25 protein-coding genes and 1 other RNA gene are annotated in these 19,990 nt (G+C 48.7%); 11 read left to right on the forward strand and 15 right to left on the reverse strand.

The genetic code is table 11. The features are described 5' to 3' along the window. Window positions 1–60 precede the first annotated feature (60 nt). From ftsW to ftsZ, 7 genes are all read left to right on the forward strand, one after another. Window positions 61–1,218: a putative lipid II flippase FtsW gene (gene ftsW, locus H4O27_RS01555; protein ID WP_193004310.1), complete on the forward strand. Its 1,158-nt coding sequence runs from the start codon at window positions 61–63 to the stop codon at window positions 1,216–1,218. Window positions 1,219–1,223: 5 nt separating this feature from the next. Next, a complete protein-coding gene (gene murG / locus H4O27_RS01560) occupies window positions 1,224–2,291 on the forward strand; it encodes an undecaprenyldiphospho-muramoylpentapeptide beta-N-acetylglucosaminyltransferase (RefSeq protein ID WP_165008662.1) in 1,068 nt (355 codons plus the stop codon). A gap of 150 nt (window positions 2,292–2,441) precedes the next feature. Then, window positions 2,442–3,848, forward strand: a complete 1,407-nt coding sequence (gene murC / locus H4O27_RS01565) for a UDP-N-acetylmuramate--L-alanine ligase (protein WP_165008664.1) — start codon at window positions 2,442–2,444, stop codon at window positions 3,846–3,848. 59 nt (window positions 3,849–3,907) lie between these two features. Beyond that, window positions 3,908–4,819 (forward strand): D-alanine--D-alanine ligase, encoded by a 912-nt coding sequence (locus tag H4O27_RS01570; RefSeq protein WP_165008666.1) that lies wholly within the window; start codon window positions 3,908–3,910, stop codon window positions 4,817–4,819. Further along, the gene (locus H4O27_RS01575) at window positions 4,809–5,525 is read left to right on the forward strand and encodes a cell division protein FtsQ/DivIB (RefSeq protein WP_165008668.1); all 717 of its coding nucleotides are present in this window, start codon (window positions 4,809–4,811) and stop codon (window positions 5,523–5,525) included. Before H4O27_RS01570 ends, H4O27_RS01575 begins: the two co-directional genes overlap by 11 nt. Window positions 5,526–5,572: 47 nt before the next feature. Continuing rightward, window positions 5,573–6,817, forward strand: a complete 1,245-nt coding sequence (ftsA, locus tag H4O27_RS01580) for a cell division protein FtsA (protein ID WP_165008671.1) — start codon at window positions 5,573–5,575, stop codon at window positions 6,815–6,817. Window positions 6,818–7,053: 236 nt separating this feature from the next. Continuing rightward, a complete protein-coding gene (gene ftsZ, locus H4O27_RS01585; RefSeq protein WP_165008673.1) occupies window positions 7,054–8,262 on the forward strand; it encodes a cell division protein FtsZ in 1,209 nt (402 codons plus the stop codon). Between the two features lie 61 nt (window positions 8,263–8,323). On the opposite strand, the gene H4O27_RS13525 is transcribed toward ftsZ, so the two are convergent. The 3 genes from H4O27_RS13525 to murU all read right to left on the reverse strand — a co-directional run bounded on the left by H4O27_RS13525 (window position 8,324) and on the right by murU (window position 10,014). Then, entirely contained in the window at window positions 8,324–8,497 is a 174-nt protein-coding gene (locus H4O27_RS13525; protein ID WP_371865577.1) for an integrase core domain-containing protein, read from the reverse strand. A gap of 7 nt (window positions 8,498–8,504) precedes the next feature. Further along, complete coding sequence (locus tag H4O27_RS01595) at window positions 8,505–8,846, reverse strand: DDE-type integrase/transposase/recombinase (protein WP_165008677.1); 342 nt, start codon at window positions 8,844–8,846, stop codon at window positions 8,505–8,507. 469 nt (window positions 8,847–9,315) lie between these two features. Further along, complete coding sequence (gene murU / locus H4O27_RS01600; RefSeq protein WP_165008679.1) at window positions 9,316–10,014, reverse strand: N-acetylmuramate alpha-1-phosphate uridylyltransferase MurU; 699 nt, start codon at window positions 10,012–10,014, stop codon at window positions 9,316–9,318. A gap of 217 nt (window positions 10,015–10,231) precedes the next feature. Between murU and H4O27_RS01605 the strand changes: the two genes are divergently transcribed. Beyond that, on the forward strand, window positions 10,232–10,711 hold the full coding sequence (locus H4O27_RS01605) for an META domain-containing protein (protein WP_165008681.1): 480 nt from the start codon (window positions 10,232–10,234) through the stop codon (window positions 10,709–10,711). 50 nt (window positions 10,712–10,761) lie between these two features. On the opposite strand, the gene hpaC is transcribed toward H4O27_RS01605, so the two are convergent. The 9 genes from hpaC to H4O27_RS01650 all read right to left on the reverse strand — a co-directional run bounded on the left by hpaC (window position 10,762) and on the right by H4O27_RS01650 (window position 16,133). Beyond that, window positions 10,762–11,262 carry a 4-hydroxyphenylacetate 3-monooxygenase, reductase component gene (gene hpaC, locus H4O27_RS01610; protein WP_165008683.1) on the reverse strand — a complete coding sequence of 167 codons (501 nt, stop codon included), beginning with the start codon at window positions 11,260–11,262 and terminating at the stop codon, window positions 10,762–10,764. Between the two features lie 14 nt (window positions 11,263–11,276). Beyond that, window positions 11,277–11,714: a homoprotocatechuate degradation operon regulator HpaR gene (hpaR, locus tag H4O27_RS01615; protein ID WP_095502325.1), complete on the reverse strand. Its 438-nt coding sequence runs from the start codon at window positions 11,712–11,714 to the stop codon at window positions 11,277–11,279. Window positions 11,715–12,639: 925 nt separating this feature from the next. Beyond that, window positions 12,640–12,885 carry a GlsB/YeaQ/YmgE family stress response membrane protein gene (locus H4O27_RS01620; RefSeq protein WP_165008685.1) on the reverse strand — a complete coding sequence of 82 codons (246 nt, stop codon included), beginning with the start codon at window positions 12,883–12,885 and terminating at the stop codon, window positions 12,640–12,642. A 286-nt stretch (window positions 12,886–13,171) separates the two neighbouring features. Next, complete coding sequence (rpsI, locus tag H4O27_RS01625; RefSeq protein ID WP_095502822.1) at window positions 13,172–13,564, reverse strand: 30S ribosomal protein S9; 393 nt, start codon at window positions 13,562–13,564, stop codon at window positions 13,172–13,174. A 9-nt stretch (window positions 13,565–13,573) separates the two neighbouring features. After that, window positions 13,574–14,005 (reverse strand): 50S ribosomal protein L13, encoded by a 432-nt coding sequence (rplM, locus tag H4O27_RS01630; protein ID WP_095502821.1) that lies wholly within the window; start codon window positions 14,003–14,005, stop codon window positions 13,574–13,576. A 196-nt stretch (window positions 14,006–14,201) separates the two neighbouring features. Then, window positions 14,202–14,381, reverse strand: a non-coding RNA gene (gene ssrS / locus H4O27_RS01635) — 6S RNA. Between the two features lie 5 nt (window positions 14,382–14,386). After that, a complete protein-coding gene (locus tag H4O27_RS01640; protein ID WP_165008687.1) occupies window positions 14,387–14,689 on the reverse strand; it encodes a cell division protein ZapA in 303 nt (100 codons plus the stop codon). Between the two features lie 9 nt (window positions 14,690–14,698). Next, on the reverse strand, window positions 14,699–15,025 hold the full coding sequence (locus H4O27_RS01645; protein ID WP_165008697.1) for a hypothetical protein: 327 nt from the start codon (window positions 15,023–15,025) through the stop codon (window positions 14,699–14,701). A gap of 118 nt (window positions 15,026–15,143) precedes the next feature. Then, window positions 15,144–16,133, reverse strand: coding sequence for an NAD(P)H-dependent glycerol-3-phosphate dehydrogenase (locus H4O27_RS01650; protein WP_165008689.1), 990 nt, complete (start codon window positions 16,131–16,133; stop codon window positions 15,144–15,146). A 339-nt stretch (window positions 16,134–16,472) separates the two neighbouring features. On the opposite strand from H4O27_RS01650, the gene H4O27_RS01655 reads away from it, so the two are divergent. From H4O27_RS01655 to H4O27_RS01665, 3 genes are all read left to right on the forward strand, one after another. Continuing rightward, complete coding sequence (locus H4O27_RS01655; protein WP_165008691.1) at window positions 16,473–17,624, forward strand: cytochrome-c peroxidase; 1,152 nt, start codon at window positions 16,473–16,475, stop codon at window positions 17,622–17,624. 148 nt (window positions 17,625–17,772) lie between these two features. Then, window positions 17,773–18,081, forward strand: coding sequence for an IS630 transposase-related protein (locus tag H4O27_RS01660; RefSeq protein WP_165011108.1), 309 nt, complete (start codon window positions 17,773–17,775; stop codon window positions 18,079–18,081). Between the two features lie 37 nt (window positions 18,082–18,118). Continuing rightward, window positions 18,119–18,595: an IS630 family transposase gene (locus H4O27_RS01665; RefSeq protein WP_226883483.1), complete on the forward strand. Its 477-nt coding sequence runs from the start codon at window positions 18,119–18,121 to the stop codon at window positions 18,593–18,595. A gap of 72 nt (window positions 18,596–18,667) precedes the next feature. Here H4O27_RS01665 and H4O27_RS13275 read toward each other — a convergent pair whose 3' ends face one another. The 3 genes from H4O27_RS13275 to H4O27_RS01680 form a co-directional block, all read right to left on the reverse strand. After that, window positions 18,668–18,904 (reverse strand): lipocalin family protein, encoded by a 237-nt coding sequence (locus H4O27_RS13275; RefSeq protein WP_165006895.1) that lies wholly within the window; start codon window positions 18,902–18,904, stop codon window positions 18,668–18,670. Window positions 18,905–18,921: 17 nt separating this feature from the next. Beyond that, window positions 18,922–19,209, reverse strand: coding sequence for a lipocalin family protein (locus tag H4O27_RS13280; protein ID WP_165006892.1), 288 nt, complete (start codon window positions 19,207–19,209; stop codon window positions 18,922–18,924). Between the two features lie 83 nt (window positions 19,210–19,292). Then, entirely contained in the window at window positions 19,293–19,988 is a 696-nt protein-coding gene (locus H4O27_RS01680) for a M48 family metallopeptidase (protein ID WP_165006889.1), read from the reverse strand. Window positions 19,989–19,990 lie beyond the last annotated feature (2 nt).

Below are 19,990 nucleotides of genomic sequence, written 5' to 3' on the forward strand. Positions count from 1 at the left end.
GGCCTGAATGCGTCAGGCCGTCTGAACACTTTATTCAAGCTGTAATGACTGTTTCTTATCATGAATGTATCTAAAATTCTCGACCGCCAGATTGTGCGCAGCGGTCAAAAAATCGATGTTTCGTTGTTGTGGATGATTATCCTGATGACGGCATTCAGCCTGCTGATGATTTATTCGGCATCGATTGCGTATGCGGCGGCTGAAGGCGGCGATCAGTATTCGTTTTTGTACAAACAGGCCGGTTTTATTGCCTTGGGTGTGGCTGTGTGCGGCATCATTTCTCTTTTTAAGATGACGGCTTGGAAAAAGTTTATGCCGTGGTATTTCGCGTTGTGCGGCATATTGTTGATTGTGGTATTGGGCGTGGGACGTGAGATTAACGGCGCGACCCGCTGGATTCACATCGGCCCGATTAATCTGCAACCGACCGAAATGTTCAAATTGGCCGCGATTTTGTATTTGGCCAGTTTGTTCACGCGTAAGGCGGAAGTGTTGCAGAGTGTAAAAAAAATCATCAAACCGGGCTCGCTGTTGGTGGTCGGCCTGATTTTGATCATGGCGCAACCTGATTTCGGCTCTTTTGTGGTGATTATCGGCATCATTATGGGTATGCTGTTTTTGGCCGGTTTCCCGTGGAAATATTTTGCTATGATGATGATGATGGTGCTGATCGGCATGGGTACTTTGATTTTGGCCGCCCCTTACCGTATGGCGCGTATGGCAGGTTTTTTGAATCCTTGGGAAGACCCGTTGGGCAAGGGCTATCAATTGACTCATTCCTTGATGGCGATTGCACGCGGCGAATGGTTGGGCGTGGGTCTGGGCGCGAGTTTGGAAAAACGCTTCTACCTGCCTGAAGCGCATACCGACTTTATTTTTGCTGTGATCGGCGAAGAATTCGGCTTTTTTGGTATGTGTGTGCTGGTGTTTTGTTATGGTTGGCTGGTGGTGCGCGCTTTTTCCATCGGCAAGCAGGCGCGTGATTTGGATTTGATTTTCAGCGCCTATGTGGCCAATGGCATCGGTATTTGGATCGGAATTCAGAGTTTTTTCAATATCGGTGTGAATATCGGTATCTTACCAACCAAGGGCTTAACCTTGCCGTTAATGTCTTACGGTGGTTCGGCCGTGGTGATTATGTTAGTCTGTATGACATTGTTGTTGCGGATTGATTATGAAAACCGCCAAAAAATGCGCGGTTATCAGATAGAAGGATAGAGTAAATGGGCGGTAAGACATTTATGTTGATGGCCGGAGGTACCGGCGGTCATATTTTCCCGGCATTGGCGGTGGCTGATTCATTGCGCGCGCGCGGCCATCATGTGATTTGGCTGGGCAGCGAAGGCGCGATGGAAACGCGTATCGTGCCGCAATACGATATTTTGTTGGAAACTTTGGCTATTAAAGGTGTGCGCGGCAATGGTTTGAAGCGCAAGCTGATGCTGCCGTTTACGCTGTTTAAAACCGTCCGTGCGGCGCAGCGTATCATTAAAAAACACCGCGTCGCTTGTGTGATTGGTTTTGGCGGTTTTGTGACCTTTCCGGGTGGCGTTGCAGCCAAATTATGCGGCGTGCCGATTGTGATTCACGAGCAAAATGCGGTGGCCGGTTTGTCCAACCGCCAATTGTCACGCTGGGCGAAACGCGTGCTGTATGCCTTCCCGAAAGCCTTTGAACACGAAAACGGTTTGGTCGGCAACCCTGTGCGCGCGGATATTGCCAATTTGCCAACACCTGCCGAACGTTTTGCCGGCAGAACAGGCCGTCTGAAAGTATTGGTGATGGGCGGCAGCTTGGGCGCGGACATTCTGAACCGAACCCTGCCTGAAGCGTTGGCTTTGCTGCCTGAAAATGAACGGCCGCAAATGTATCATCAATCCGGCCGCAACAAATTGGGCAGCCTGCAGGCAGATTACGATGCCTTGGGCGTAGGAGCTGAATGTGTGGAATTTATTACCGACATGGTATCGGCGTATCGTGAGGCCGATTTAGTGATTTGCCGCGCCGGCGCGCTGACGATTGCTGAATTGACTGCTGCCGGTGTCGGCGCTTTGTTGGTACCGTATCCGCATGCGGTGGACGACCACCAAACTGCCAACGCCCGCTTTATGGTGCGCGCGCAAGCCGGTTTGCTGTTGCCGCAGCCGCAATTGACGCCGGAAAAATTGGCCGAAGTGTTGAGCGGTTTAACGCGCGGACAATGTTTGCAATGGGCGGAACAAGCCCGCACTTTGGCCTTGCCGCACAGTGCCGATGATGTGGCGCAAGCCGCGATTGATGTGGCGGGTTGAACCGTTTGAATAGGCCGTCTGAAAAGAGTGGCGGTTTTCAGACGGCCCGATGTGCCATGTTAATTATCCTTTACAATAAAACAATGGCGCATAACGCAACAGCCCTTTAAAATAATGCTTTTACGTAAAAGTTGACTTCGGACAGGAATCATGATGAAAAATCGAGTAACCAATATTCACTTTGTCGGCATTGGCGGCGTCGGAATGTGCGGCATTGCCGAAGTTTTGCACAATTTGGGTTTCAAGGTTTCCGGTTCCGATCAGTCGAAAAGCGCCACTACCGAGCATTTGTCGGCCTTGGGTATCCGAGTTTATCCCGGCCATGCCGCCGAACACATTAACGGTGCCGATGTGGTGGTGACGTCCACTGCCGTCAAAGCCGATAACCCTGAAGTAGTGGCGGCCAATGAGCAACATATTCCTGTGATTCCGCGCGCGCTGATGCTGGCGGAATTAATGCGTTTCCGCGACGGTATCGCCATTGCCGGTACCCACGGCAAAACCACTACCACCAGCCTGACCGCTTCGATTTTAGCAGCGGCCGGTTTGGATCCGACTTTCGTTATCGGTGGCAAACTCACCGCTGCCGGTTCGAATGCGCGTTTGGGGCAGGGCGAATACATCGTGGCGGAAGCCGATGAATCGGACGCATCTTTCCTGCATTTGACCCCGATTATGTCGGTCGTCACCAATATCGACGAAGACCACATGGATACTTATGGCCACAGCGTGGAAAAGCTGCATCAGGCTTTTATCGATTTTATCCACCGCATGCCGTTTTACGGTAAAGCGTTTTTATGTATCGACAGCGAATACGTGCGCGCAATTGTGCCGAAAGTGAGCAAACCGTTTGCCACTTACGGCTTGGATGATACCGCTGATATTTACGCTACCGATATTGAAAATGTTGGTGCGCAAATGAAATTTACCGTGCATGTCAACATGAAAGGCCATGAACAAGCGCCGTTTGAAGTGGTATTGAACATGCCGGGCCGTCATAATGTATTGAATGCTTTGGCCGCTATCGGCGTGGCATTGGAAGTAGGTGCTTCGGTTGAAGCAATCCAACAAGGTTTGCTCGGCTTTGCCGGCGTCGGCCGCCGCTTCCAGAAATATGGCGAAATGGCTTTGCCAAAAGGTGGCAAAGCTTGGTTGGTTGACGACTACGGCCACCATCCGGTGGAAATGGCAGCAACTGTGGCCGCCGCGCGTGGAGCATATCCTGATAAGCGTTTGGTGTTGGCATTCCAACCACACCGTTACACGCGCACCCGCGATTTGTTTGAAGATTTTACCAAGGTATTGAATACTGTCGATTCGCTGGTGTTGACCGAAGTATATGCCGCCGGTGAGGAACCGATTGCCGCTGCCGATTCGCGGGCCTTGGCGCGCGCCATTCGCGTATTGGGTAAATTAGAGCCGATTTACTGCGAAAACGTAGCAGAATTGCCAGAAATGTTGCTGAATGTGTTGCAAGATGGCGATGTGGTACTGACCATGGGCGCGGGGAGCATCAATAAAGTGCCGCAAGCCATGTTGGATGCGACCAAACAATAATAATGGGAAAGGCCGTCTGAATAAGTTTGGCCGTCTGAAATATTAGAAAGACAAGCAGTATGCAGAATTTTGGCAAAGTGGCCGTGTTGATGGGCGGTTTTTCAACCGAACGCGACGTTTCCTTAGACAGCGGTACCGCGATTTTGGCAGCTCTGAAAAGCAAAGGCATTGATGCGCATGCGTTCGATCCGAAGGAAACCCCTTTGGGCGAACTGAAAACCCAAGGTTTTCAGACGGCCTTCAATATCTTACACGGTACTTACGGCGAAGACGGCGCGATTCAAGGCGCGTTGGAACTGATGGACATACCTTACACCGGCAGCGGTGTGGCTGCTTCGGCCATTGGTATGGATAAATACCGCTGTAAGCTGATTTGGCAGGCTTTGGGCTTGCCTGTGCCGGAATTTGCCGTATTGCGTGACGACAGTGATTTCGATGCCGTCGAAAAAAACTTGGGTTTGCCGATGTTTGTCAAACCGGCAGCAGAGGGCAGTAGTGTCGGCGTAGTAAAAGTGAAAGAAGCAGGCCGTCTGAAAGATGTTTACGAAGAATTGAAACACTTGCAGGGTGAGATTATTGCTGAACGCTTTATCGGTGGCGGCGAGTATTCCTGTCCGGTGTTGGACAACCGCGGTTTGCCGAGTATTCGCATCATCCCGCAAACCGAGTTTTACGACTGGGAAGCAAAATACCGGCGTGACGATACCGTTTACCAATGCCCGTCTGATTTGAGCGAAAGCGATGAGGCTCTGATGCGCGAGCTGGCAGTACGCGGTGCGCAGGCGGTTGGCGCGGAAGGTTGTGTGCGCGTTGACTTTTTGAAAGATACTGATGGTAAACTGTATCTGTTGGAAATCAATACCTTGCCGGGTATGACCAGTCACAGTTTGGTACCGAAATCCGCCGCGCAAACCGGCTTGGATTTTGCCGATTTATGTCTTGAAATTTTGAAAACTGCTCATGTGGGATGATGCCGGCGCCTTGGGGCGGTTAACAAGATGGTTGTGTGTGTTGGCGGCACTGTTGCTCATCGGCACAGGCGTGGCATGGGTGTATCATTCGGATCATTTTCCCATCAAACAGGTTGCCATTGCAGGCAAGCTGGCCCATATTGATGGCAAAGAGCTGCAAACCATTGCGCAAAAACATTTAGTCGGCAATATTTTTCGCGCCGACATGAATGCTGCGCAAGAAGCTTTTCAGCAATTGCCTTGGGTGGATTCGGCTTTGGTGCGCCGCCGTCTGCCGGATACGGTTGAAATCCATCTGACCGAGCGCATTGCCATTGCACAATGGAAAAAATCAGGTTTGGTTGATACCAAAGGTAATGTGTTCCAAGCCATGCTGGAACAGGATTTGCCGGTTTTCGAAGGTCAGCCCGGCACAGGGAGAGACATGGTTAAACACTACAATGAATTTACCGGCATTCTCGGTGCGCGCGATTTGAAAGTAAAAGAGCTGATTTACACGCCGCGTTCGGCTTGGTCGGTAGTGTTGGACAACGGCATTACCGTGCGCTTAGGGCGCGAGCATGAAATCAAACGTCTGCAGTTCTTTGCCGAAATCTGGCCAAGCCTGCTGCAAAAACACCGCGACCGTTTGTCGTATGTCGATATGCGTTATAAAGACGGTTTTTCGGTGCGATACAAACAATCTTTGGATGAGCCGTCTGAATAACTAGGCTCAGTAAAAAAATACAACATTAGCGAAATGAATGGGAATTTATGGAACAAGGCAAATACATCAGTGCATTGGACATCGGCACGTCAAAAGTGATTGCACTTATTGGGGAAGTGCAAGAAGACAATGAAATCCATATCGTCGGTTTGGGCCAAGCGCCGTCGCGCGGCTTGAAGGCCGGTATGGTAACCAATATCGATGCGACTGCACAGGCCATCAAACAAGCGGTGAACGAAGCCGAATTAATGGCGGATACCAAAATTTCCCATGTCACCACGGGTATTGCCGGTAACCACATCCGCAGCCTGAATTCGCAAGGCGTAGTGAAAATCAAAGATGGCGAAGTGACACAAGCCGACATCGATCGCGCCATCGAAACAGCTAAAGCCATCAATATCCCGCCTGACCACAATATTTTGCACACCGTGGTGCAGGAATATATCATCGACAACCAGCCGGGTGTGAAAGAGCCAATCGGTATGAGCGGCGTACGTTTGGATACGCGCGTGCACATCATCACCGGTGCCAATACCGCTTTGCAAAACATCCAAAAATGCATTCAGCGTTGCGATTTGCAGATGGATCAAATCATGTTGCAACCTTTGGCCAGCGGCCAAGCCGTATTAACTGAAGATGAAAAAGATCTGGGCGTGTGTGTCATCGATATTGGCGGCGGTACCACCGACATTGCGGTATACACCAACGGCGCTATCCGCCATACTGCCGTGATTCCGGTAGCGGGCGACTTGATTACTAAAGATTTGGCACAGGCTTTGCGTACACCGCACAGTGCTGCTGAATACATTAAAATCCATTACGGTGTTGCCATTCCGACCATGGAAGGATTGGACGAAATGGTTGAAGTGCCGAGCGTGGGTGATCGTTTGCCGCGCCAAATTTCACGCCGCGTATTGGCCAGCGTGATTGGCCCGCGTGTTGAAGAAATCTTGGAATTAACCTTAAACGAATTGCGCCGCTCAGGTTTCCCTGAAGAAGTACTGACTTCCGGTATCGTATTGACCGGCGGCGCATCCATGCTGACCGGCATTGTTGAATTGACGGAAGAAATCTTCAATCTGCCGGCACGTATCGGTGTACCGCAAGAAATGGGCGGTGTATCAGAGCGCATCCGCAATCCGCGTTATGCTACGGCCATCGGCCTGTTGCAAGCCGCGCGTGGCGAAGAAGACGGCAGCCCGGTAACCGGTGCGGTACACGTTGGTGGCGATAGCGGCGAAAAGCTCAGCTTGTGGGCGCGCTTCCAAAAATTCTTAAAAGATAATTTTTAATCCGTTAAAATGACAGCATCGTCATAGCAGATATTCAGACGGCCTATTCAGTTGGTATCATTTGTCAGGCCGTCTGAAAGCAGACTGTATGTTTTTTGTTTAAAAAACGCAAAGAAACCCAGGCTGTGGCGATTCAGTGTCAGAAGTATTTTGCAAGTGGTCGGATACTTCTTATATAATATACAGTGAGAATTTATTTTTAACCGTCCTCACAGCAGGGCGCGGAGGAGTATTGAATGGAATTTGTTTACGACGTAGCGGAATCAGCCGTAAGCCCTGCGGTCATTAAAGTTATCGGTTTGGGTGGCGGTGGCTGCAATGCCATCAACAACATGATTGAAAACACTATTCAAGGTGTGGAATTCATCAGCGCCAATACCGATGCCCAGTCATTGGGCAAAAACAATGCGGCCAAACGCATTCAATTGGGTACTAATCTGACCCGTGGTTTGGGTGCGGGTGCCAACCCGGAAATTGGTCGCGCTGCCGCTCAAGAAGAGCGTGAAGCGATTGAGGATGCCATCAGTGGTGCCAATATGTTGTTTATCACCACCGGTATGGGTGGCGGTACCGGTACCGGTGCGGCACCTGTTGTGGCCGAAATTGCCAAAGAGATGGGCATTCTGACTGTTGCAGTGGTGACTCGACCGAGCAATTTTGAAGGCAACAAACGCGGCCACATTGCTCAAAATGGCTTGGAACAATTGAAAAGCCAAGTGGATTCACTGATTGTGATTCCGAATGATAAATTGTTCACTGTGTTGGGTGAAGATGCCACCATGCGCGAAGCATTCCGTGCAGCTGATGATGTATTGCGTAACGCCGTTGCAGGTATTTCCGAAGTGGTGACCAATCCTGGTTTCATCAACGTTGACTTTGCCGATGTGAAAAACGTCATGGGCATTAAAGGTATGGCCATGATGGGTTCGGGCTTTGCTCAAGGCATTGACCGTGCACGTTTGGCTACCGAACAAGCGATTTCCAGCCCGTTGTTGGATGGCGTAACTTTGGATGGCGCACGCGGCGTGTTGGTTAATGTGACCACTGCACCGGGCTGCCTGAAAATGTCTGAATACGGCGAAATCATGAAAGTCGTGAATAGCAATGCGCATCCTGATGCGGAATGTAAATTTGGTACCGCCGAAGATGAAAACATGAGCGAGGATGCGATTCGCGTGACCATCATTGCCACCGGTTTGCAAGAACACAGCCATCAACAGGCTGCACCGGTACGTACTTCTTCACGCGTACAGCAAAGCTTGGGCGATCGTGAAGAATATGCACCGCAACAGGCGCAGCAATCACACAATATCGATGGTTTGGTCCGATCAGGCCGTGGCACGCGCAGTATGAACCTGACTGCTGCCGATTTCGGTAATCAATCGGTTTTAGATGATTTTGAAATTCCGGCTATTTTGCGCCGTCAAAATTCTTCTGATAATTGATTGAATGAATCATTAAAAAGTCTGCTTCAATTGAACTGCCCCCAAAAAGTTAGACTGCTGATCACAAGGATTGAGTTCGATATTGTATCGGGCTCAATCCTTTTAATTTTAATCGAACCCTGTCTTTATTGTAATAACGGATATAATCCGACACTGCTTTCCCCATGTCGACCACCGTTTCAAACCGTCTGCCGTAAATACATTCCGTTTTCAGCCGTCCGAAGAAACTTTCCATCTTGGCATTATCCAAACAATTTCCCTTTCTCGACCATACTTTGCAAAATGCTATTCTTTTGTAAAATCAGATAATATGCCCGCATTTGGTATTGCCAACCTTGGTCGGAATGCAGTATCGGCGTTGCATTTTCCAGCAACTTTTCGACCGATTGCCGCAGCGTCGTTTCAACCTGTTTCCGGTTTGGGTGACGGCTCAATGTTACGCTGAAGATTTCTGAATTAAAGCAGTCCGGTATCGGCGAGATACAGAGCCTGTTTCCATCTTTTGCTTTGATTTCGGTAATATCGGCCAGCCATATTTCGTTTGGTTTGCCGGCGGTAAAATCCCGTTTTAACAGGTTTGGCACTATTCTCCCCGCTTTGCCGCAATAAGAGCGGCAGCTTCTCGCTTTCTTAAGTACCTCTCCGTATCAAACGTTGCTCCCGCTTATGGTTTTACGCCGCTCACCAACGTTATGCCCCTCCGGCCAGCCATAACCCGGATTATCACGTTTTATCTCCATGATTTGCATTTTCAGACGGCTGTCTTTGTCCTTTTTCGGTTTTAGGTGATAGAAAGAGACACAGCGGGGAAAGTCGGTAAGCGAAAGCAGTATGTCCAAGGGATGGTCCGTCCCAACGTTTGAATGACCGCCGCCGTCCGCTCCTTCCGGCCGTACCAACCCGTCCGGCTTTTTAAAGTGGATTCACTATATTTGGTCGTAAGAATCTGCGCCTTAGTCTGTTGGGGGTTTAGTCCGACTTTTGAGGTGCAGGTCAAACTTTATATTTCAGACGGCCTTAGTAGGTTGTTGGATTTATCGGATGAAACAGGATTTACGCCCAGTTTTCAGCCAAGCGGTTGGCTTCTTCCAATCGTTCGATAGTGCCGACATCCAGCCAGAGCCCGTTATGTTTTTGGCCGCTGATTTGCTGCTTATCCATTGCCGAACGCAAAAGCGGTGCCAATTTGGCAGTTTGATGGGCAGGAGTGTGTTGAAACAAATCCGGGTGATAAACGCCTATGCCGCTGAAGGTTAGGCCTTGACCGTGATAAGGGTTGGAGGTAATCAGGCCGTCTGAAAGCAGGCCAAAGTCGCCGCTTAGATTGTGTGCCGGATTGTTGACTAGCCATAAATGCGCCAGCAGCTGCTTTTGAGTCAATTTTTGAGCCGCAGAAAAAGCTGTTTGAAAATCAATATCGATTAACACGTCACCATTAATGACTAAAAACGGTTCATTGCCCAATAAAGGTAAAGCGGTGGCAATGCCACCCGCGGTTTCTAAGCCGCCGGATAATTCCGGTGAGTAGGTAATGCTGACGCCGTATTGTGTGCCGTTACCTAAACTTTGTTCGATCTGTTCGCCTAACCATGCATAATTGATAACAATTTCCGTGATTCCTGCTTGTTTCAGACGGCGTAGATGCCAGCCGATAAGCGGCTCTTTGCCGACCTTTAACAGCGGTTTAGGACAGGTATCGGTCAGAGGGCGCATGCGTTCGCCGCGTCCGGCAGCCAGAATCATTGCTTTCATGTGTGTGTCCAAAATTTGTGAAATATTTGAAATTGTATAGTCGATAGCACGCTTCGACAAGTTAGTGGCATGAATGCTTCATGCAGTTTATCGAGTTTAACTTCCGATAGGCATAAATTTCAGATGGCCTTTTTATCATTCGTTATAGTATCCGCATAAAAAAAGAAATGATGATTATGGGGTCTGCGTGATTTTAAACCATTCAGAAAGAATAAAGATGAAGAAAACTGCACTCCTCTTACCTTTGTTGTTATCAGCCTGTTTCCCAGTGGTTATTCCGGTGGCGAATCCTTTGGATAAAGTACCGAATATTTATGGTGCTTGGCGCTTGAGTGATGTCGGCGGCTATTCGCCGAATGATCCTAATGCGATTTTTACCATCAACAATAGCGACGATGGCTTCAGCGCTGTGTCGGAATGTATGAAAGTATCCGGCCGATACAGTGCGGGTGGTAACCATGCGCTGACGTTTAATCAAATTCAAGTGGATAGTCAATGCGCTGAAAATATGGCAGAACGTCATTTGCCGCATGAATTGCAAAATGTACGCAGCTACAGCTTCAATTCGCGCCATTTGGAATTGTTGAATGAACAAGGTCGCGTAGTGTTGGTGGGCAAGCGTTTGCGTACTGAAAAAGCAGCAGGTCAGGCAGATTCGGGTAAAACGTCTTATTTGTTGGATGCACGCCGCAATTAAGTATCGATAAGAAAAGGCCGTCTGAAATTTTGTGTTCAGACGGCCTTTTGCTATGACAATGATTTGAATTGTCTGCGGAAATACAATAAAGCAGGTGAGGTGGTATCGGCCACTTTGATTTCGTTGAGGCGAACATAAAAAATATAATGCGTGCCGATTTTATGCTGCTCGATAATTTGGCCGTGCAGATGAGCCAAAGCACCTTCTACTTCAAGTTGGCCGGTTTGACCACGATGCCAAATATGGTATTCAAAGCGCTCTTCCGGCGAAAGGTTGGTCATGCCGGCAAAATGCTCGGCAATATCCTGCTGGCCGTTTGAAAGCGTGTTGATACATAAATCGCGGTTTTGCAGCAGAATCGGGATAATGGCGGCCTCACGGTTGATGCACAGCATAATGGTGGGCGGCTCATCCGTTACTGATGTTACGGCGGTCATGGTAATGCCGTAACGCCCGGCGGCACCGTCTGTCGTAATGACATGCACGCCTGCTGCTGCAGAAGCCATGGCATCACGAAATGATTGCTTAAGTGTGTGTGTCGAGTCAGTCATTCTGTGATAACTTTTTATTTTAAAGCCTGCTCGATTTCAGACAGCTCGGCCAGTAATTTTTGCAATGCGTCCAATTTTTCTTTGGTGTAAATGGCTTCAATAGCGTCATAGCGGTCATCTACTTGTGCGCCGATGGTTTGATAAAGCTTTTCGCCTTCTTGGGTCAGCTTCAGATAAACGCGGCGCTGGTCATTGGAAGGTTTCAGACGCACGGCCAAGCCGGCTTTTTCCAAGCGGGTCAGAATGCCGGTCAGGCTGGGGCGTAAGATGCAGGCTTTATTGGCTAAATCTTGGAAATCTAACGTGCCGTTTTCGGCCAACAGACGAATAATACGCCATTGCTGGTCGGTTACGTTGGCTTGGTTCAAAATCGGGCGGAATTGCGTCATCAAGGCTTCTCGCGCTTGAATCAGGGCAATATTAATTGAGGCGTGTTTAGATTGGTTAGGCATGATGAAGTTCTCCGTTGTAACTAAGGTTCAAATCATGGAAGCGTGGCAGAGTAATAAAGAATTGCGCCAAGGTTATGGATGCCGTCGTACAAATTCATATTGAAACAAATGTATACTGCTCGAGCCTTGATTGAATACGGTATTAATTTGTTTTGATGATAATAATGATAAGATTTTTGAGCTATTCTTTAGGCCTATATTAGTATATTTTAGAAATAATCTCAATAGAATCATTAAGTATTAATGCTGAGATAGTTTGTTTATTTTAAAAATAACGATGATTGGCACATAATACCGTTTAATTTTTACAAGTCGATTTTATGTTTAACATAATTGGATTTCTTAGGATAAATATCAATACATCAGATTACTGATAAGCATCGCCGGCGCAAGATCCAGTAGCTGCTGATGCCGGTGGTAGCCTGAAGCATTTGGCCGTTTTTCATTAAAACAATGGCGGGCGTGTTCCATTGTTGTGTAATCAGGCCGTCTGAATCGTTGACAGTTGGGAAAGATAGCTGATTTGTTTGGGCCGAGAGATTGTTTTAATGCCGCATCATCACCCGATTTTAAGGCAATGCTGATAACCGGAATATTGTTTTAGTAAAGTTTTTCAATGTTGGAAGTGTATTTGAAGATGCCGCACCATGCCCTTTCCAGAAATACACAATCGCAACACGGTCTTGGCTGAGGAGGTTAAGCGAAGTTTGGTTTTGATTAGAAGTCGTGAGATTCTACGTGGTAAAAGCAACAGCGCGGTTAGGTTTGCGCCGTCAATCAATAACGACAGAGATAAGCGCAAAAATCAGTGCGGTTTGTAAAAATATTTGAGATAAGAGAATAGTGTGCGTGACATAGTAAGAAGTTTTATAGCAAGAAAAACAGGCCATGTGCGGCCTGTTTTATCTTTGGAATCAGGCAACCATTATTTTTTCACGATGCGTGTGTAAATAGCCAAAATAATAATTGCGAAGACGGTGGAGGCAACCCAGCCTGCGCCTTCGCCGACTTGGTACCAGCCTAAAGCTTCACCGACCACGCCGGCCAATGCCGCGCCGGCAATACCCAAAAGCGTAGTCATGATGAAACCTAATTTATCGTTGCCCGGATGCAAAAATTTAGCCAATACACCAACGATAAAGCCTACCAAAATTGTGCCTAACCAGCCCATAATATTCCTTTCATCATTAATAAAAAATAAAATAAATATATTCTTGCCGCCTGTTTTGTGTAGTGCGGATGGTGTCATCATACCGAGACGATGGGTTGAAGTCTTTTTTTATTGCATATTTTTTCAAAAATTAAGATATTTTGGAATATTAAAGTCGGATTTTATAAAAAAGTGGGGGAAACGGGTAGGCAAGGCCATCTGAAATATTCAGCGATTGGGGCGGTAAGGGTAATAAAAAAGCCCGGCAATAGTCGCGGGCTTTTTTGAGAGAAAATCTGAAAACGAATTAACGTTTTGAGAATTGTTTTGCGCGACGTGCTTTGCGCAAACCCGGTTTTTTACGTTCCACTTCACGGGCATCGCGGGTTACGAAGCCGGCGGCAGACAGGGCAGGTTTCAAAGCAGCATCAAAGTCGATCAGGGCGCGGGTAATGCCGTGACGGATGGCGCCGGATTGGCCGGTTTCACCGCCGCCGATAACATTAACTTTAATGTCGAATGATTCTGCATTTTCAGTCAGAACCAATGGCTGGCGAACAACCATGCGGCTGGTTTCACGGGCGAAAAATTCGTCAACAGGGCGGCCGTTAACAGTGATTTGACCGTTACCTTTGGTCAGGAATACACGAGCCACTGAACTTTTGCGGCGGCCTGTGCCGTAGTAGTATTTACCGTTCATGTCGTGTCCTTATTTCAATTCTAAAACTTTAGGTTGTTGTGCAGCATGGCCGTGCTCTTCACCGGCATACACTTTCAGTTTTTTGATCATGGCGTAACCCAAAGGACCTTTTGGCAGCATGCCTTTTACGGCTTGTTCCAAAGCGCGGCCTGGGAATTGTTCTTGCATTTGACGGAATGAACGCTCATAGATACCGCCCGGGAAGCCTGAGTGACGGTAGTATTTTTTGTCTTCGAATTTAGCACCGGTCACGCGCAATTTGTCTGCATTGATGACGATGATGTAGTCACCAGTGTCAACGTGAGGGGTGTATTCAGGTTTGTGTTTGCCACGCAGACGGTGTGCGACTTCGGCAGCAACGCGACCCAAAACTTTGTCTTGAGCGTCGATGACGAACCATTCGCGCTTCACCTCATGCGGTTTCGCTGAAAAGGTTTTCATAGTGGAAATCCAGATAGATATAGAAAGTTATGGATTTTAAAGTTGCTAATGGCTTTTGTCAATCGTATTGAGGCCGTCTGAAAGTAATTGTTTTAATAAAACGGCAATAAAAGTTTTTTCGATGGAAATTTGTTGTTTTTCTGCGATTGGATGCGATGATGAGAAAGCCATACCGCAGGGGTATGGCTTTATATGGGGAATCCCCGCACATGCCGTTTCGGCTGAATCCGCTTGAACCTTGTCTGACAAGGCGGTCACCTCGGGTAGTTTCGGGTTCATCTGTAAAAGACGATCGCGCCCACTACTGCTCCTGGCAACCTGAAGCGAACTTATTGGTTCAAAGGAATATATGCCTTCGCGTACACTGCAGGGAAAAGAAAATCAATTTTGCTCTAAGCGGGACAATGCTTTTTGGCAAGCATTACTCATATCTGTCATTTTACGCTGAAATTCGCCGATTGCCAAATCATCTTTGAGGCTGACTTTCAATAAGTCGTGTACAACATTTAGAGCAGCCATGACTACGATTTTGTCGGTGCCGACGATGCGGCCGTTTTCTTTAATAGCTTTGCTTTTTTTATTCAGCATTTCAACGGCTTGAATCAGGGTGTCTTTTTCTTCGCTCGGTGTGTTGATGGTCAGGTTGACATTCATGATGTCGAGATTGATTTGTTCGATGCTCATGTTTTGTCCTTAATGTGAAGATTCTTCTTGCGGCAGGCGGGCGAGCAGACGGCGCACTTCTTCGGCGCTTTGTTCTAAGGCGCTGCGGTATTGGTCTTTTTCGGCAGTGAGGCTGTCGATTTTGGTTTGCAAATCTTCTTTCAATTTGCCCACTTGTACCAGCAAGGCTTCGCTCAATTCGTCAACGGCGGTTTCGTGTTCGCGCTTTTGTTGCTCTTGTTCGAGTTTGAGGCGGTTGATTTCTTCGTGTAAACGGCGGTTTTCGCCAATCAGTGTTTCAAACTTTTGGGTGAGCTGGTAAACGTTGATTTCCAGTTGGTCAAGGGCTTGGTTCATGGGGAATTGTTCGTAAGAAAAAGTAATGGGGGTAAGCATAGTGAGATGCTTGGCGGCTGTCAATGAAAAGGCCGTCTGAAAGGTGGGAAATGTTTCAGACGGCCTTCGGGTTTGCGTGTTATTCGAAACGTGCGCTGCGTTCCATCAAACGCTCAACAACTTGCTGCGGCGTCATTTCCTGCCGAATCAGTTGCAGCAGGGTTTGGGTAATCGGCATGTCGATTTGGTATTTGCAGGCGGTGTTGAATACTTCTTCGATGGTGCTCACGCCTTCGGAAACGTGGCCGATTTCTTTAAGCACTTGATGCAGCTCTTTGCCTTCGGCCAAGCCTAAACCGACGCGGCGGTTGCGGGATAAGGCGCCGGTGCAGGTCAGAATTAAGTCGCCGATGCCGGCCAAGCCCATCATGGTTTTCGGCTGCGCACCCATGGCAACAGCCAGACGGGTGATTTCCGCCAAACCGCGCGTCACTAAAGCGGCGCGGGCATTCAGGCCGTATTCAAGGCCGTCTGAAAGACCGGTCGCAATCGCCATCACGTTTTTCACTGCGCCGCCGACTGCCACGCCAATTACATCGGTGCTGCCGTATAAGCGCATCACGTTGTTGTTTAACTGTTCGACCAGCGATTCAATCCATTCTTTGTTTTCGGAAGCCAGCACCACGGCGCAAGGCAATTGTTGCGCCAATTCTTGTGCAAAGCTCGGGCCGGACAATACGCCAAGGGTTTTGTTTTCCGGCAAGACTTCTTTCAATACTTGGAAAGTCAATAAACCGGTGTCTTGCTCGAAGCCTTTACATGCGGCCAAAACCGGAATATCGGCGGCACCGTTGGCTTTTAATAATTCTGCGCTGCTGCGCAAGCCGGCAACAGAGGTCACAATCAGTACCAATTCGGAGTCTTTTAATGCCTCGGTCAAACCGGTATGGGCGGTCAGGCTTTCCGGGAATGGGAAACCCGGCAGAGCATGTTTGTTTTCACGGTTGTTTTGCAAGGTTTCGATGTGTTGGGCATTGCGCGCCCATAGAGCCACTTCGTTGCCGTGTTGTGCAAAGTGAACAGCCAGTGCAGTGCCCCAAGATCCTGCGCCCATAACAGTAATTTTCATAGAAATCTTCCTAATTAAGATTTGCGCCTAACTTTAAAACAATCGGCCATCGGGTGCAAGTGATTTGCCATGATTTGCAGTTAAATACGGGCAATTCTTAGAAAAGAATAAGAAAATAAAATTTCAGCTATCTGGTATATTGGGTTTGGCTATGGCGATATCGAAATTGATTTATCGCAAAAAACCAAAAGCCGGGTCTGATTATACTCTATACATAAATTAACCAAAACAATGACAAACAGCAGTAACCAAATGTTGGATTTTTATCAAACCTAACCACAGGGGTCGGCTGCTTCAGGTGAGCAGTGTCGTCCCTTTTAATATATAAAGGAATACGCCATGAAATACCAAGCTTTCGGCAAAATCACCCTTTCTCTTGCAGTATCGGCGGCATTGGCTGCTTGTGGCGACAAACCTGCCGAACAAGTAGCTGCGCCGGCTGCTTCTGAGTCTGCTGCACCGGCTTCTCAAGCAGCTTATGACAACAGCAGCGCATCGCAAGAAGACAAAGATTTGCTGCAACGTGCGCAAGGCATTTTCAAACCACTGCCAACGCCTGAAGAAATGCAAAAGCTGCGTCCTTTCACGCTTGAGCAAGTCGAACTCGGCCAATCATTGTGGTATGAGCCGCGCTTGTCCAAAGGCAATACGGTAAGCTGCAACTCTTGCCATAACCTGGCTTCTGCCGGTGTGGACAACATGCCGACCAGCCAAGGTCACAAAGGCAGCTTCGGCAGCCGTAACTCTCCGACCGTGTTGAACGCGGCAACTTTAGACATGCAATTCTGGGATGGTCGAGCGGCTGACGTGGAAGAGCAGGCGGGCGGTCCGTTGCTGAATCCGGTGGAAATGGCGAACGACAGCGAAGAAGCGGTGGTCGCCAAAATCGCGAATATTCCGGAATACCAAAAAGCGTTTGAAACAGCCTTCCCACAAGACGGCGCGATCAGCTTCAAAAACATCACCACTGCGATTGCTGCGTTTGAACGTACTTTGCTGACGCCGACCAAATGGGACGAGTACCTGAAAGGCAACATCAATGCCTTGAATGAGCAAGAACGCAAAGGTGTGCGCTCGTTTATGGATAACGGCTGTATTGCCTGCCACGCCGGCGTGAGCTTAGGCGGTAACTCGTTCCAAAAATTCGGCTTGGTACGGGGCCCTTATTGGAAATTTATTGAAGACCCGAACCAAGACAAAGGCCGTGCCGACGTGACCAAAAACGAAGCCGACCGATACTTCTTCCGCGTACCGGGCTTACGTAACGTAGGCAAAACTTATCCGTACTTCCACAACGGCAGCGTTTGGGAATTGGATAAAGCGGTGAAAATTATGGGTCAGGCGCAATTGGGTAAAGACTTGCCGCAAGAAGAGGTGGACAACATCGTCGCATTCTTGCATACCTTGTCTGGCTCTGTTTCGGAAAAAGCGCGCACTATGCCTGAATTGCCGTTGTCTAGCCCGACGGTATCACATCCTGACAACAAATAATGTGAAGTATAGTGAATCCACTATAAAATAGTAAGGCGTTGGTTCGCCCGGCCGTATTGTCTATACTATCTTCGGCTCGCCGCCTTGTCCTATTTTTAAAGTGAATCCACTATAGTCAATCCCCCAAATATAAATTACAATCTCCCCCATGACCTATTCAACAGACTTCCGCCAACTGGCCTTAGCCAAACTCGCCCAAGGCCTCTCCATCCGTCAAGTAGCCAAAGAGCTCGGCATCGGCAGCGATACCGTGTTCAAATGGAAAAAGAATCCCACTCCCAAAGGCTATCCCAAAGACAGAAAACCCCTCAAAATTACCAAAGAAGCACTGCTTAGAGACGTCGAACAATACCCCGATGCCTATTGCTACGAACGGGCACAACGGCTCAACTGTTCGACCAACGGCATCCACCAGGCATTGAAAAGATACGGAATCAGCCGAAAAAAAGACCAATAAACACCCCAAAGCAGATGTTCGGCTCAGAAAACGCTTTATCAGACTCAGACACCGTTTCCAACTGAAAGAGCGTCCGATTGTTTGGCTGGACGAAAGCGGATTCAGAGCTTCCGTCCACCGTCCTTACGGTTATGCCCCAAAAGGCAGACGGTGTATTGATACCCATGACTGGCAGGGACGTAATCAGACTAATGCCATCGGTGCGCTGTATGATAATCAACTGTTTGCGGTCGGTTTGTTTGACTGTTCCATCAACAGCAGGATATTCGACACTTGGGTAGAACGGTTACTGATCCCGCAACTGCCGCCCGAGAGTGTTGTGGTGATGGACAATGCGGCGTTTCATAAGGGTAAGGCAGAAGCCTTGCTGAAGGAAAAGGGGCATACCGTCCTATGGATGCCGCCTTACAGCCCCGACCTGAATCCCATCGAAAAGAAATGGGCTTGGTTAAAGGCGAGACGGAGAAAACTTGGGGTGGTGTCTGTGGATGAGTTGTTTAGGAGTGTTATTTAAATTTGTGGGATTGACTATATAAAACAAAGGCCGTCTGAAATTCAGACGGCCTTGTTTATCATGAATCAATTTTTATTGTACACTGCGCACCAGTTTAGAAACATCATAGCCTTGTTGCTTGGCGGTTTCGATGTAGCTTTGCAAGGCGGCTTCATCCGGCTTCGGTGTGCGTGACAATACCCATAGGTATTTACGGTTGGGCGTGCCGACCAAAGCGGTTTGGTAATTGTCGTCTAAGCGCAAAACCCAGTAAGAAGAGCGGGCAATAGGCACCCGGTTGACGGCCTTGGGTAAGAATGAAATACGCAATTTGCTGCCGCTTTTATCTACTTTTTTACTTCTGCATCCGCGCTCATCATGCTGCCGTCTTTTTTGCGGCAGGAATTGGTGATTTTCACCACTTGCTTGTCGGTCAAACGGTATTGGGTTTTGACATCCGACACGCAATCGTCTTGAAAACGCATCGGCAGGCGGACTTGTTCGTACCATGTGCCCATGCAGCGGGGAATATCGACTTTAGCCACGGTTTGCAGTTCGCTTTGCGGTTCGGCAGCTTGGGCGGTAGCGGCAAGCATGAGCAAAGACAAGGCGGCAAGTTCGGCAGGAAAACGCATATTCATCCTTTCGTGTGGGATTCGGACGGTACAGCACAAAGGAAATAGGCCGTCTGAAAGATAAGGCTGATGTACCGTATGATTCAGCCCGATACAAACAATTCGTGGCCATGTGCTTTCAGCCAGGCTTTGGCGGCAGCGGTGTGCGGCGTGTGGCGGTTGACCAATGCCCAGAATTTGGCGCTGTGGTCGGGGTGGGGCAGGTGGCAGAGTTCGTGAACGCACACATAATCAGCCACAAATTCCGGTGCGCCGATCAGCCGCCAATTTAAGCGGATGCCGGTTCGGTGGCGGCACACCCCCCAGAAGGTTTTGGCATTGCTCAAGGCGGTGGCGGCGGGGTGCATATTCATGGCAGCGGCGTGGCGGGCCAAACGCGGCAACAAATATTCGGCGGCGCGTTCATAAAGGAAGCGGCGCAAATAGGTTTGCTGCTGCGGCCAGCTTTTTTCCGGCAGATAAATTTCAGACGGCCTCAATGTGATGGTGGCTTGCGGCGCGTCGGTTAAGACCGTCTGAACGCCTTGATACCAAATCCATGCCGGTTTTTCCGAAAGGTTGGCAAGCGGGCGGGTGGGTGTTTTGGCTAAGGTTTGATGCAATAAAGGTTCGTTTTCCGACAGCCATTGCTGCAAACGCGCGGTGCTGAGAAACGGCGGAATATTGATGCTGACCGTTTGGCCGTCGATGGGGCGCAAAATCAGGTTTTTCTTGGCGCTGCGTTTCAAATCGATGTGGATTTCAAGGCCGTCTGAAAGCGTGTGGGTGAAGCGCGGCATGT

Source organism: Neisseria yangbaofengii, from assembly GCF_014898075.1.
Classification (GTDB): domain Bacteria; phylum Pseudomonadota; class Gammaproteobacteria; order Burkholderiales; family Neisseriaceae; genus Neisseria; species Neisseria yangbaofengii.